Genomic DNA, 12685 nt, shown 5'->3' with positions numbered 1-12685 from the left:
GATGCAGCAAGCTGAGCACATTTTTATTATTGATGATGACCCAATAAATAAGATGGTCCTAAGTAATACATTAGGTGACGGTCATCGGTTATCCCATAGCACTGACGCTAAGTTATGTATTGATGAACTAAAAGTAAGCAAACCAGATCTTATTATTTTAGATGTGTTAATGGCTGACGGCGCTGGCTTTGCTGTTTTAGAGTGCCTGAAAAAGGATGCGAGCACTTACGGTATTCCCGTTGTCGTGATCTCCGGTAGTGTGAGCTTTAAAGATGAAGCACGAGGTTTGGAGTTAGGGGCAGTGGATTATATTACTAAACCCTTTAACCCTTTGATTGTAAAAGCCAGAATCAAAAACCATTTAGCAATAAAAAAGAAAAATGATCTGCTAGAAAAGCTAGCCTCTATCGATGGTTTAACAGAGTTGCCCAATCGCAGGTATCTAGATGAAGCGATGAAATCAGCTTTAGAGAGCGCAAAAGCTGATGGCAGTGCGTTTACCGTAATGCTGGTTGAGGTGGACTATTTTAAAACGTTTAATGAGCATTATGGCTATATGCATGGTGATGACTGCTTATTTAAGGTCGCCAAAGCGCTAGAAGAAGCCGCAACCCGACGTTCTTTATTTATTGGCCGTTTTGACGGTACCCGTTTTGCGTTGGTGCTAACTCAGCATAATATCGACATAATTAATGAAATAGCAGAAGCGTTGCACGACTCGGTTAACGCGTTAAAAATCCCCCATATTGCCTCACCCATATGTGCGCATGTGAGTGTTAGTATTGGTGCAGTTCATATTGAAAATCACTGTAGTAATGAGCTCGGTGAGCTGATCAAAATGGCCGATAGCGCACTTGCCGTTGCACAAAAACAGCAAAGTACGGTTTTTATTAAAGTGTTATAAATATCTAAAGCCATATGCGGGGGCTAAAGCATATCCGCATTATTCACCATCCTTGGTGCGATAAAGTCTTACTGAATTTGCTTTAGTGCGTTGTCGCCAAAGCCAACCAGTTGGTTGTTTTTGAATACCAATGGCGTGCACTCATCTTTTGTTACTTTGCCGTCTGAGTGTTTGCTGTTGGTTGCATAGTACAGCACTTGATAGTTGTCGCCGTCTTTTGACACCAACTCGCTAAAATCAGGGGTTGTAAACATGTCTTTTACTGATGAGTAAGACGCGCCCATTTCAAGGTTGGCAATCTTTTCACGATTTTTACGCTGTTTATGTTCCCAGTTAGACGAGTTGTATTCAGAAGCCCAACCGTGTTCTACTTCACCGTCGGATACAGCAACGATACAGCCTGATAATAGAGTAGAGCTAAGCGCAGCCACTAACATTAATTTTTTCATTGTTGTTTTCCTTTTTAATTTTGTTGCTGAGCAAGTAATGCAAACAGCCATTTATTTTTTGCTTTAATTATCACAAGAGTGCAAACTCTTTGCCAACTAATAAAGTTTATAAATATCAGTTTGTTGTTATTTTTTAATCAGTTTGTGGTTGATGGTTTTCACTAACTTTTAGCGATATCACTCACTAAAACAATAATCTAGACCACTCGGTTTCTCGTTGTGCCTGCCACAAAACTTTCAATATTAATGGCAATTTCGCCGACTAAACGTTCGATGGCTTCTTTACTTGCCCATGCCGTATGCGGTGTTAAAAGCAAGTTTTCCCCTTGGTATTGAACGAGTGGGTTGCTTGCTTGTGCCGGCTCTTGTGTGAGGACATCCACAGCAGCACCAGCTATTTGCTTGTTAGTTAGCGCATCCACCAGCGCTTGCTCATTGACTATTCCGCCTCTTGCTGTGTTGATAAGATAAGCATGATTTGGAAGTAGAGTGAATTCAGCTCTCGAAATCAGGTTTTCTGTTTCAGCGGTAAGCGGGCAGTGAATTGATACAATATCTGCAATTCGCAGGGCTTCTTCAAAAGCCATTCGTCCTGCTCTAACCTCAGTTACGTCTCTACGTTCGGCAACAATTACCTGAGCTCCAAATGCTTGCGCGACTTTTGCAACGGCTTCTCCTAACGTTCCATGGCCTACGATCACAAAGTTTTTGCCTGCAATTTCGTTGATACTGTAATCCAAACGACAAAACATGTCACTTTGCTGCCAAAGCCCTGCATGGCAGTCTTGCTGGTAACGATGAATATTTGTCATTAAGTTACCAAGCATAGTAAAGGTGTGCTGCACGACAGAAGGGGTCGAATAACCAGCCACATTGGCTACCGCAATTTGATGAGCTTTTGCGGCTGTTAAGTCGATGTTGTTGACGCCTGTGGCTGCAACACAAATCAATTGTAATTGTGGTAACGCCGCGATTGTTTGTTCAGTTAACTGTACTTTATTGGTGATGATGACTGCTGCATCTTTACAGCGTGTGATGATGTCCTCACTGGATGTGGTGTCGTAAGACGTTAATGTGCCTAGTTTGGCAATGGGGGAAAGATCAGTTCCTGCAAGGGTTTTAGCGTCTAATACCACGATTTGCATTATTTTTATCCTTTTCTTGACTTTGGAGTTAACTCTAAGGTTTATACTTGTGATGTCGACTAGGATAATCTTCAGGACTTGGGAGTGTAAAGTGGTAAAGATTGGTGAGCTGGCAAAGCGGCTTAACGTATCAACTGACACGTTAAGGTATTATGAAGCAAACGATCTCCTACACCCTTGCACAAGGAGCGAGGGCGGGTATCGGTTGTTTGATGAGCAAAGTGAAAAGCAAATGCGATTTATTCTTCGCGCGAAGGAAGTGGGTTTCAGCCTCAAAGAAGTGCAAGACTTGCTGAAGATAAAGTTTGAAAAACATCAGCACAGTTGTGAAGAAGTGAAAACACTGACTATCACTAAACGGGATTTAGTGAGAGCGCGGATCGCTGAGTTACAAAAATTTGAACAATCGTTATCCACGCTAGCAGAGCAGTGCTGCGGCGGTAAGGAAGCGGCAGTGAGCTGCTCGATTTTAACGGCCTTGGAGGCTATCGATGAATGAACTGATAGTAAATTTTTGGCAGCTATTTTTAGTATCTGCCCCGTGGTTACTGCTTGGCCTAATATTGGCCGGGTTACTTAATGTATTTATTCCAAAAGATTTGTTGCAAAAGCATTTAGGGAAAGAAGGGTTTTGGACGACGATAAAGGCAGCACTGATTGGGGCGCCTATGCCGCTTTGCTCTTGCGGCGTTATTCCTGCTGCGGTGGGACTGAGAAGGGCTGGGGGTTCAAAAAGTGCGACAACCGCATTTTTAGTCTCAACGCCTGAAACTGGAGTGGATTCTATCTCGGTTTCTTATGTGCTACTTGGTCCTTTTATGGCGGTAATTAGGCCAATTGCAGCTGTGGTTAGCGCAATTGCGGCAGGGTTGCTCGTTGGCAGTGAGAAAGATGATAAGCCTGTGGCGCTAAAGCACCTTAATACCTCAGAGGAAGCAAGCGCGATTCGCGGTTGTTGTGACGCTAATCATCACTCAGAGTCAAAGCCTGCTGAAAAACATCACAGCCATGATAGCTGTTGCGCCAGTACTAAAGTGGAAACCGTAAAAGTAAGCTCAAGCTGCTGTGAGCCTGCAGGCCCGCAATTAGCAATGGCAGGGGCGAATATGTCTTGTTGTGATACTACGGAGCCTACCGTAACCAGTTGTTGCGATTCTGCATCAGCCACGACAAGTTGTTGTGAGCCTGCCCCTGTACCTGAAAACCAAGGGGTTTTTGGTAAAATTGTAGAAGCTGTTAAGTTCAGCTGTAATCAATTACTGTCCGACACCGCAGTTTGGCTACTTATCGGTTTATTCTTTGCAGCGCTAGTGCAAACCTTTGTGCCTGAGTCTTTCTTATCGCAGTGGGGCGACGGTATTATCGCCATGCTAGTGGTTATCCTTATCAGTATCCCAATGTATATTTGTGCCACCGCTTCAACTCCAATCGCTGCGGGTTTATTAATGGCTGGTGTTTCACCCGGTGCTGTATTGGTATTTATGCTCGCAGGCCCTGCAACTAACATCGCCACAATTGGGGTGGTTGGTAAAGAATTAGGGCGTCGTGCCGTGTTTGCCTACTTGGGCGGTGTTATCGGGGTTGCGCTTATCTTTGGCTATTTAACTGATTACTTGGTCAATACTTACAGTTTTGTGGTAACGCCGATGATAGGTGAAGAACACGAAGTGCTACCACATTGGTTAACAGTATCGATGGGCGCATTATTAGCAGCACTCTTACTAAGATTAGCTATACTCAAATTAGGTAAAGTTGTTAGAAGATAAACTATTGTGGTACTTTTTACCGTATTACAATTGCATGACGCTTAAGCATTTAATGTTCCAACTTGATATATCGCCTTGGTGGTCAGACATGAAATGCTTAGCGTCTGTTTATTTGACACGATAGAATGCGTTCCAGTATTCGTTAATCCGACAATTTGAGAAGTAGAGTGGATAAATACGCTGACATTAGACCGTATAATGATGATGAAGTAGTGCCAGCACTGGCACGTCTACTAGGTGATGATCAATTCATTGATGTGATCGCCAAATATAACCTGCCAGCTTGGTTAAATGCTTGGCCTGCTATTGCACGCCCACTCGTAAGAATGAAACTAAAAAAGAAGTGGGGAGATTTTTGTACGATTGAACAAGTACAAGATGAAGTGGCGTACTATCTGCAAATTTTAATCAATAAAACGACGTCTAAAGTGACTTATTCTGGCCTTGAAACATTAGACTCGAATACCTCGTATTTATTTATTTCAAATCACCGTGACATCGTATTAGACCCTGCACTTGTTAACTGGGGCTTGCATCAGCAAGATATGCGCACGGTGCGTATCGCTATTGGTGATAACTTACTGCAAGTACCTTATATCACTGAACTTATGCGCCTTAATAAGAGTTTTATTGTAAAGCGTTCGGCAAAGGCGCCGAAAGAAATGCTAAAAGCATTAACCCAGCTTTCAGCCTATATTTCTGACTCATTAAGTGAAGGTAACTCCATTTGGATTGCGCAAAAAGAGGGGCGTGCAAAGGATGGGGTGGATCAAACCGATCCGGCACTGTTAAAAATGCTACAGCTCAATGGTCGCAAACAGAAGCTAGATTTTTCAGATTATGTAAAGCAGCTCAGAATTGTGCCCGTTGCTATCTCCTATCAATATGAGCCATGTGCGGTTGCTAAGGCTAAAGAGCTATACCATAAAAAGCAGTTTGGCCAATATGTGAAAGCGCAAGGCGAAGACATTGCCAGCATTGTCGAGGGCTTTAGTTCAGATAAAGGCCATGTGCATATCGCATTTGGCGACCCTATCACTGCGGATGTTGAAAACCCAGATGAGCTGGCGAATGTCATTGATAAACAGATTTTAGATTTATACTATCTGCATTCAACCAATCACCTAGCAGCAGGCGATGATGCGCAAGTTAGTCCAGAAGATAAAGAGGACTTTATCTCTAAACTAGAGTCTGTACCGGAAGAGCTGAAGCAATTGGTGTTGAGCATGTATGCCGAACCACTGCGTCGCAAAGGCATTTAATAGTAGTGAGCATGCGCAACCGTGGTGTTAAGTGGTTGCGCTTTTGTTCGGTTAATTAAGAACTTTATGATAATAAACGACTTCCATATCTCCTAAAATATCTTTGTGAAGCCCTTTTTTCACATAACTCATCCCAAGTTTTTTCATAATATTGATGGAGCCAAGGTTCTCTTCTTCAGCGATAGCACTCAAGTGCGTCAAAGTAGGATTTGCTGCTATTAGGTCTGGAAGAATATGTTGTGCGGCCTCTGTTGCAAACCCTTTGCCCCAAGAAGCTTGTTTAAAACGCCAACCGAGTTCTAAATCCTGATCGTTTCTTTGTTCTGAAAAGAAGTTAGCAGGGCGAACCAAAATCCAACCGATAAATGCCTTGTTTGGCAGCTCGAAACAGCCCCAAAGCCCCCAACCTTTGATCTCGTCCGTATACTCGGTTAAACGTGGAATATATACGGCTTTTACTTCTTCAAGTGAGTTAGTCTGACCGCCTGTGATGTATTTCATTACTTCAGGGTCGCTATCAAGATCGGCGAGCAGCTGTGCATCTTGTGGGGTGAGTAGACGGTAACTCAGTCTTGCAGAGTCCTTTACTTGCATTTTTTACTCCTAATGAAACCCAATAAAACTTTAGAGTACAAAAGCTTACGTCATGAGTAAAGATGTTGCATAAGTTTGCGTAGACGCCAGCCGAGCGCTTTACTAAAATACGTCGGCATTTTTAGATGGGGAACAGAGTGAATAATTCAGTACTAGCGCTTAGACAGCGTCAAATTGCTGCGGCTCAACGGGAATATAAGGCAAGGGGATCAAAGCTTGCGCGTTGTGAATGCTGCTTATTAGCCACGACTCTATGTATTTGCGACAAAGTCGAAATGGCCAAAGCTGACTGTGCAGTGTGTTTGCTTATGTATCATAATGAAAGCTTTAAGCCCTCTAACACTGGACGCTTAATTGCCGATGTGATCCCTGATAATCATGCCTTTCGTTGGGACAGAACTGAGCCTGACGCTGCGTTTTTAGCGCTTCTTTCGGACGAGCAATATGCACCAATAGTCGTTTTCCCAGAGCAGGGCGTGGAGCCTGAACGAGTAATTACTAAGGTGACTCGCACTGAAAGTAAAACACCACTATTCATCTTTTTGGATGGCACATGGCGTGAAGCTAAGAAAATGTTCAGAAAGAGCCCTTACCTCGATAATTTACCCGTGTTATCCATCGCCCCTGAAAAGCTCTCGGATTACAAGCTTCGAGTCGCGCCGCATGAACATCAGCTTGGTACGGCGGAAGTTGCGTGTGTATTGTTTGCCGAATGCGGCGAGCAGGATGCGGCAGATAAATTAACCGCGCATTTTATCGATTTTAGAGATGCCTACTTAAAAGGTAAGCGCAGCAAACTGTAGGTCGAAATTTATTTCGACAAAAAGCTGAATTGTTTACGCAGTACGGCGAGCAAGATGACGGTCGGTCGAGATTTATCTCGACAAAAAGCTGAATTGTTTACGCAGTACGGCGAGCAAGATGATGGTAGGTCGAGATTTATTTCGACAACACAAGCGCAATATCACGCGACAGATAGGAATAAAAATAAAACAAGAAGCGCGCGACTCATTGCTGAGTCGCGCTTACGGAATCTTCTAAATGCATCCTGCAAAGTTGAGTAGTTCAACGTCCTGAATCTTTCCTCTTCCATGGCATCGCTTGGTGTTCTCGTTTTGCGAATAAAGGCATCTTGCCCTGTGTCCATCTTCCTTTTACACGTCCGCTGTCTTATCCATTGCCATCCACTTGCTAAGAACAAGCCCTTGTTCTAATTGTCCTTGTTTGCTACTTTCCAAAATAGCAGTGCCAATCATCACCTTGTTTTACCTTGGCACTTGGTAGCCTGAACGTGTTGCTTCAAGCTAGGTGTTGCGCTGTTAATTGCAACAATTGGCATCTCCTAAGCCACATTTTACCAGTACATCCAATGTACCTTCCTTCCTCATCCTTAACCACCTGCATATCCAATGCAGTAACGTTATCCCTCAACGTTTAGCCTCTCCCCTGAAGCAATCCTTAGGTTCATCATGAACCTTTAATCCCTGTCCTTTAATGTAATCACACCATGTGACATACAATCTCGCTCGCTTTTCCCTATATTCCTTTAAGTGGGTGCTTATCCATTAGCAAATCCTGCCCTGAGCGTATCCTGTGTATCCTTTATCTCTCTTCCTGAGATGTTTTTAAGTATAAGCAGACTAAAAAAAATCGGGAGCAGTGAAATTCAATCTTTTTTGCGTCTTTTTCTGGTAATAATAAATAACTTTTTATTTTTTAATTAGTTACCTTAATTCTGAGTGTTATTTCAACACGTCTTTACTCAATTTCTGGTAGCTAAGTGAGATATATCTCACAGGTGATTCTCCCGTTTTCTACAACGCTAATTTTATCTTGAGCGTAGTTTCAAATATTCAGGGTGTAAAACGGCACAATTACAGGTAGAATTAGTTGATAATAATTATTGTTTACCTAATGGAGTCTTTATGAAAAAAGCACTTGTTACTATACTGGCAACGCTTACTTGCCTACCAGCAATGGCTGCAGAGGAAGTTAATATCTACTCGTTTAGACAACCTTTTCTGATCCAACCTATTTTGGATGACTTCACCAAGCAAACCGGTATCAAGACCAATGTGGTTTTTGCAAAAAAAGGCTTAATCGAGCGTGTTAAGCGTGAAGGCAAGCATAGCCGTGCCGATCTTGTACTCACTTCAAACTTCAGTGCGCTAATTCAACTTGAAGACGAAAACCTAACACAAGCAATTAACAGCGAAACCGTCACTAAGAATATCCCAGCGAACTTCAGAGATCCTGAAGGTCAGTGGGTTGCGCTTACTAAGCGTGTGCGCAATGTATATTCTGCAAAAGACCGTGTAGGCAAGTTAGATGCGCTTACTTATGAAGCGCTAGCGGATGAACAATACCGCGGTAAAATATGTACGCGCTCAGGTAAACACCCCTATAACCTTGGTTTAGTGGCGTCTATGATTGCCCATCATGGCGAAGCAAAAACCAAAGAATGGCTTGAAGGCGTGAAGAAAAATTTAGCTCGTAAGCCTCAAGGTAACGACCGTGCACAAGTCAAAGCAGTAAAAGAAGGACTGTGTGATTTGGCCATCGGAAACAGCTATTACTTCGGTAAGATGATGGAAGATGAGAAACAAAAAGCCTGGGCCGAAGCGGTATATATCAACTTCCCAAATCAACAAGATCGTGGTTCACATATCAACGTTTCTGGTGTTGTCTTGACCAAGCACGCTAAAAATACAGAAAATGCCTTGAAACTCATTGAGTTTATGACCGACAATAAGGCGCAAAATATGTATGCGTCGATGAATATGGAATACCCGGTTAAACCTGGCGTCGAGTTATCGAAACTTGTGGCATCTTGGGGTGAGTTTAAGGAAGACAGCCTACCATTGTCAGAGATCAGTAAATACCGTCCGTTAGCGCTTAAGCTAATCGATGAGGTAAAATTTGACCTTTAATGCAATTATCATTTTCACTGTCTAAATGGCAGAGTTTTGCGTGGCTGATAGGGCTTAGCCTATCAGTCCCGCTGATGTTTTTAATCTTTGAGTCGCTACAACCTGACTCCGAAGTCTTTGCTCACCTTTGGGATACCGTTCTGTGGGATTATGTCCGCAATACGATTTTGCTGATTGTGGGTGTATGCATCCTTTGCGCTTTAATCGCGCTACCACTTGGCTGGCTAACTGCATATTGTGAATTTCCTGGACGGCGCTTTTTCGAATGGTCTTTGATGCTACCCCTTGCGATGCCAACCTATTTGATTGCTTACGTGTATACCGATTTGCTAGATTATGCAGGGCCTGTACAAATCGCGCTGCGAGAGTGGTTTGGTTGGCAATCTCCAGACGATTATTGGTTTTTTGATATTCGCACTTTGTCAGGTGCTATCGTGATGATTGCACTGGTGCTTTATCCTTATTTGTTTTTGATTTTTAGAACGGCGCTAAGAGAGCAGTCGTTTAAGCTGGTGCAAGCCAGCCAATTGATGGGCAAGTCGCCTTCACAGAGCTTCTTTAAAGTAAGTTTACCTTTGTCGCGAGGGGCGATTGTGGCGGGGCTGGCACTGATCGCCATGGAAAGCATGGCAGATTTTGCAACCGTACATTACTTTGCTGTGAGCACACTAACCACCGCCGTTTACGATACTTGGTTGGGCTATTATTCACTTACCGCAGCGGCTAAAATTTCAGGCATTATGCTACTATTTTTATTTTTAGCCCTAACACTGGAGCGAGTGAGTCGCCCAACTCAGGTAGTGCATGAGCGCCAATCGAGTGTTAACAGTACCACGCTTTATCATCTTAAAGGCGCGCAGGCTTGGCTCGCTAGCGCTTTTTGTTGGCTTATTCTTATTGCGGCTTTTATCGTGCCTACATGGGTGCTTGCAGATTACGCCGTCGACTATTTTGAACAAGCTTGGAATGACGATTTTTTCTTGTATGCGTGGCAAAGTTTAAAAATAGCGTTTTGGGTGAGTGTGGTATTAATTATCATGAGCATGCTGGTGGTGTTTAACCAGCGAGTTAGTAGTGGTAAACGGGTCACGCTACCGGGCAAGCTTGCAAGTACCGGATATGCGCTACCGGGCACGGTGCTGGCAATTGCGGTACTTATTCCACTCACTTTATTAGACGACAAGCTAAATGCTTGGCTTGAAGGTACTTCATTTGAGCCTGGCTTGCTGTTCAGCGGGACGATTTTTGCGCTGGTTTTCGCTTACGTTGTACGATTTTATGCGATTGCACAAGGCGCGGTCGAATCGAGTTATCAGCGGATCAGCCCAAGTCTAGATATGGCAAGTTTTTCGTTGGGTCGCAATCGTTTCAAAACCATGTTATCAATACATTTGCCATTGCTGCGTCGCGGTATTTTAACCGCAGCACTGCTGGTTTTTATTGAGTGTATGAAAGAACTTCCAGCGGCATTGTTATTACGACCCTTTAATTATGAAACACTAGCAACACATGTTTTCCAATATGTGAGTGATGAGCAGCTGGAGTTGGCTTCTGTCTCTGCGTTATTTATTGTGTTGGTTGGTTTAATTCCGCTTTATGTTGTAAACCGTTCTATGGAGCAGCGAAGTTAATGCATAGTTTAGTGCTTGAAAATCTCTCTTATCGCTATGACGGTGAAGCCGTTGTGGATAGCCTAAATCTGACCGTAGAACAAAACGAGATTGTTTGTTTGCTTGGTGCCAGTGGCTGCGGTAAAACGACCACGCTGAAGGCGATAGCGGGCTTGATTGAACCATTTCAAGGCTCGGTGAGTATTTTAGGCAAAGCCATGAATGGTCATGGCACTTTTGTACCTCCACAAAAACGCAATATTGGCATGATGTTTCAAGACTATGCGCTGTTCCCACACCTCACTGTGGCGCAAAATGTGGCGTTTGGTTTAACCTCAAAAAGCAAGCGTGAACGTCAAGACCGAGTAGCTGAAATGCTCCATTTGGTGCAGCTGCAAGACTATAGCGACCGCTTTCCACACGAGCTTTCAGGTGGCCAGCAACAACGTGTGGCAATTGCGCGAGCACTGGCGTACAAGCCAAATCTGTTGCTGCTTGATGAGCCGTTTTCAAATATAGATGCTCAAGTGCGGTTTCAGTTAATTAACGATATTCGCCGTATAATCAAAGATCAGCAAGTTTCCGCGATTTTTGTTAGTCACTCGAAAGAAGAAGCTTTTGCTTTTGCCGATCGGTTGGCAATTATGGATAAAGGGAAGATCGCACAAGTGGGCGAGCCGAGAACGTTATTCCAACGACCAAAGAGCAAAATGGTTGCCGAGTTTTTGGGTCAGGGAATTTATATTCCTGCACAGCGAGTGAATGGCGCTTCGGTAGAAACCCAATTTGGTGCCGTAAAATCACTCGTTGAGCTCGGTAATATCGACGCGAAGGGTGAAATGTATGTGAGGCCACAGCACATTACGTTAGAAAACGCCGAGCTTGGCAGCGTTAAAATACTCAATCAGCGCTTTATGGGAACAGAGTATATTTACCGTGTTGCATTAGAGGGACAAGAGCTCGAAGTCCCGCATCCAGCGCATGAACCGCTCGACTTAAATCAACCAATCTCTTTAAAAATTAAGGCACATGCTGTAAATTTCTTTTCTTAATAGCAAATGAATAAACGCAGGGAGTAGAGCATGGCGCTTGCCCAATCAGGTGTGTGTGCTGAAGCCAATTTGCACGGCTTACACTTGTTCTTCAATGTGCTTGAAGGGCAAGACGAGGCGCTAAGAGCGGCGCTCGCCAATTGTGGACGCTTGCAAGAGGAGTTAGAAGACAGATTCTCTGAGTCTATGCTGTCGAGCTTTGTCGCGGTAGGTGCGCAATACTGGCCGCACATTTATCCTGAGTTTATTCCTAAAGAGCTGAAAAGCTTTCCACATATTGTTGAGGCTGAGCACACCGTGCATACTCAGCCTTTTGACTTGCTTTATGTGATCCGCTCCGATCGAGAAGATGTTAATCATATCTTTGCTCAAAGTGTGCTGCATATGCTAAACGGCCTAGTTGAAATGGTGGCACATGTGCGCGCCTTTCGTTTCTTAGACGGTCGTGATTTTAATGGCTTTATTTATGGTGCAGACACACCTAGAGGGCGCAATAAACGGGAAGTTGCACTTGTGCACAACCCGAATGCAGCCGACCATCTTGGTAGTTATATTCACGTACAGCGGGTGAAGTTTGATTTACTGCGCTGGCAGGCGTTGCCGCTCGCTGAGCAAGAGCAATTAATGGGGCGTACACGTCTAGACAATGACCTAATTGAAGATTGCGAACCCTGTAATCATGCGGCATTAACCGAATTGAAAGACGTAAATGGTAATGCGCTACTGCTTAACCAAAGCATGCCATTTGGTGATGTATTTGAACAAGGAAGCTTGTCGCTAAGTTGCAGCGCCAAGGGTGATGCTTTTGAGCAGGTGTTAAGAAGTCGATTGGGTGAAGGGGATGAATACGATCCCATATTGGATTATTCCAGTGCCGATATGGGTTCTGCGTTTTTTGCACCCTCACTAGAGTTTTTGGCGGTGATGGCAAAAATGCCGGAGTAAGTTACTTTTTAACCCGAGTTCAGGTTTT

At 43.8% G+C, this 12685-nt stretch carries 13 protein-coding genes; 10 read left to right on the top strand and 3 right to left on the bottom strand.

Annotated elements, in window-relative coordinates; all coding sequences use genetic code 11:
• The first annotated feature begins 1 nt into the window (after position 1).
• Positions 2 to 904 (top strand): diguanylate cyclase, encoded by a 903-nt coding sequence (locus L3V43_RS02735; protein WP_102057391.1) that lies wholly within the window; start codon positions 2 to 4, stop codon positions 902 to 904.
• A 68-nt stretch (positions 905 to 972) separates the two neighbouring features.
• On the opposite strand, the gene L3V43_RS02730 is transcribed toward L3V43_RS02735, so the two are convergent.
• On the bottom strand, positions 973 to 1353 hold the full coding sequence (locus L3V43_RS02730; protein ID WP_010372325.1) for a DUF3192 domain-containing protein: 381 nt from the start codon (positions 1351 to 1353) through the stop codon (positions 973 to 975).
• A 197-nt stretch (positions 1354 to 1550) separates the two neighbouring features.
• Positions 1551 to 2498: a D-2-hydroxyacid dehydrogenase gene (locus L3V43_RS02725; RefSeq protein WP_237115775.1), complete on the bottom strand. Its 948-nt coding sequence runs from the start codon at positions 2496 to 2498 to the stop codon at positions 1551 to 1553.
• 91 nt (positions 2499 to 2589) lie between these two features.
• On the opposite strand from L3V43_RS02725, the gene zntR reads away from it, so the two are divergent.
• The 3 genes from zntR to L3V43_RS02710 all read left to right on the top strand — a co-directional run bounded on the left by zntR (position 2590) and on the right by L3V43_RS02710 (position 5526).
• Complete coding sequence (gene zntR, locus L3V43_RS02720; RefSeq protein WP_010606066.1) at positions 2590 to 2997, top strand: Zn(2+)-responsive transcriptional regulator; 408 nt, start codon at positions 2590 to 2592, stop codon at positions 2995 to 2997.
• Entirely contained in the window at positions 2990 to 4264 is a 1275-nt protein-coding gene (locus L3V43_RS02715; RefSeq protein WP_237115776.1) for an SO_0444 family Cu/Zn efflux transporter, read from the top strand. The genes zntR and L3V43_RS02715 overlap by 8 nt, the downstream gene beginning before the upstream one ends.
• A gap of 167 nt (positions 4265 to 4431) precedes the next feature.
• The gene (locus L3V43_RS02710; RefSeq protein WP_039493796.1) at positions 4432 to 5526 is read left to right on the top strand and encodes a 1-acyl-sn-glycerol-3-phosphate acyltransferase; all 1095 of its coding nucleotides are present in this window, start codon (positions 4432 to 4434) and stop codon (positions 5524 to 5526) included.
• Positions 5527 to 5577: 51 nt separating this feature from the next.
• Here the strand turns inward: L3V43_RS02710 and L3V43_RS02705 are convergent, their stop codons facing one another.
• Entirely contained in the window at positions 5578 to 6120 is a 543-nt protein-coding gene (locus L3V43_RS02705; protein WP_237115777.1) for a GNAT family N-acetyltransferase, read from the bottom strand.
• 137 nt (positions 6121 to 6257) lie between these two features.
• On the opposite strand from L3V43_RS02705, the gene L3V43_RS02700 reads away from it, so the two are divergent.
• The 6 genes from L3V43_RS02700 (at position 6258) to L3V43_RS02675 (ending at position 12657) form a co-directional block, all read left to right on the top strand.
• The gene (locus L3V43_RS02700; protein ID WP_102057387.1) at positions 6258 to 6923 is read left to right on the top strand and encodes a DTW domain-containing protein; all 666 of its coding nucleotides are present in this window, start codon (positions 6258 to 6260) and stop codon (positions 6921 to 6923) included.
• Between the two features lie 54 nt (positions 6924 to 6977).
• Positions 6978 to 7184 (top strand): hypothetical protein, encoded by a 207-nt coding sequence (locus tag L3V43_RS02695; RefSeq protein ID WP_235366525.1) that lies wholly within the window; start codon positions 6978 to 6980, stop codon positions 7182 to 7184.
• A 912-nt stretch (positions 7185 to 8096) separates the two neighbouring features.
• Entirely contained in the window at positions 8097 to 9050 is a 954-nt protein-coding gene (locus tag L3V43_RS02690) for a Fe(3+) ABC transporter substrate-binding protein (protein ID WP_223193682.1), read from the top strand.
• Positions 9050 to 10681, top strand: a complete 1632-nt coding sequence (locus L3V43_RS02685) for an iron ABC transporter permease (protein ID WP_174169830.1) — start codon at positions 9050 to 9052, stop codon at positions 10679 to 10681. The genes L3V43_RS02690 and L3V43_RS02685 overlap by 1 nt, the downstream gene beginning before the upstream one ends.
• Positions 10681 to 11712 (top strand): ABC transporter ATP-binding protein, encoded by a 1032-nt coding sequence (locus L3V43_RS02680; protein ID WP_211858395.1) that lies wholly within the window; start codon positions 10681 to 10683, stop codon positions 11710 to 11712. Before L3V43_RS02685 ends, L3V43_RS02680 begins: the two co-directional genes overlap by 1 nt.
• Before the next feature lie 30 nt (positions 11713 to 11742).
• Positions 11743 to 12657, top strand: a complete 915-nt coding sequence (locus tag L3V43_RS02675) for a Dyp-type peroxidase (protein WP_235366526.1) — start codon at positions 11743 to 11745, stop codon at positions 12655 to 12657.
• Positions 12658 to 12685 lie beyond the last annotated feature (28 nt).

The sequence above is a fragment of the Pseudoalteromonas sp. L23 genome, from assembly GCF_021728455.1.
Classification (GTDB): Bacteria; Pseudomonadota; Gammaproteobacteria; order Enterobacterales; family Alteromonadaceae; genus Pseudoalteromonas.
Note: the sequence above shows the minus strand (reverse complement) of the source record. Positions and strands in the feature narration are given on the sequence as shown.

Bases quoted from the DNA above. Each gene is read 5' to 3' on its own strand.
- L3V43_RS02735 (WP_102057391.1), top strand. From the start codon at position 2: ATGCAGCAAGCTGAGCACATTTTTATTATTGATGATGACCCAATAAAT.
- L3V43_RS02730 (WP_010372325.1), bottom strand. From the start codon at position 1,353: ATGAAAAAATTAATGTTAGTGGCTGCGCTTAGCTCTACTCTATTATCA.
- L3V43_RS02725 (WP_237115775.1), bottom strand. From the start codon at position 2,498: ATGCAAATCGTGGTATTAGACGCTAAAACCCTTGCAGGAACTGATCTT.
- L3V43_RS02715 (WP_237115776.1), top strand. From the start codon at position 2,990: ATGAATGAACTGATAGTAAATTTTTGGCAGCTATTTTTAGTATCTGCC.
- L3V43_RS02705 (WP_237115777.1), bottom strand. From the start codon at position 6,120: ATGCAAGTAAAGGACTCTGCAAGACTGAGTTACCGTCTACTCACCCCA.
- L3V43_RS02695 (WP_235366525.1), top strand. From the start codon at position 6,978: ATGACGGTCGGTCGAGATTTATCTCGACAAAAAGCTGAATTGTTTACG.
- L3V43_RS02690 (WP_223193682.1), top strand. From the start codon at position 8,097: ATGGCTGCAGAGGAAGTTAATATCTACTCGTTTAGACAACCTTTTCTG.
- L3V43_RS02685 (WP_174169830.1), top strand. From the start codon at position 9,050: ATGCAATTATCATTTTCACTGTCTAAATGGCAGAGTTTTGCGTGGCTG.
- L3V43_RS02680 (WP_211858395.1), top strand. From the start codon at position 10,681: ATGCATAGTTTAGTGCTTGAAAATCTCTCTTATCGCTATGACGGTGAA.
- L3V43_RS02675 (WP_235366526.1), top strand. From the start codon at position 11,743: ATGGCGCTTGCCCAATCAGGTGTGTGTGCTGAAGCCAATTTGCACGGC.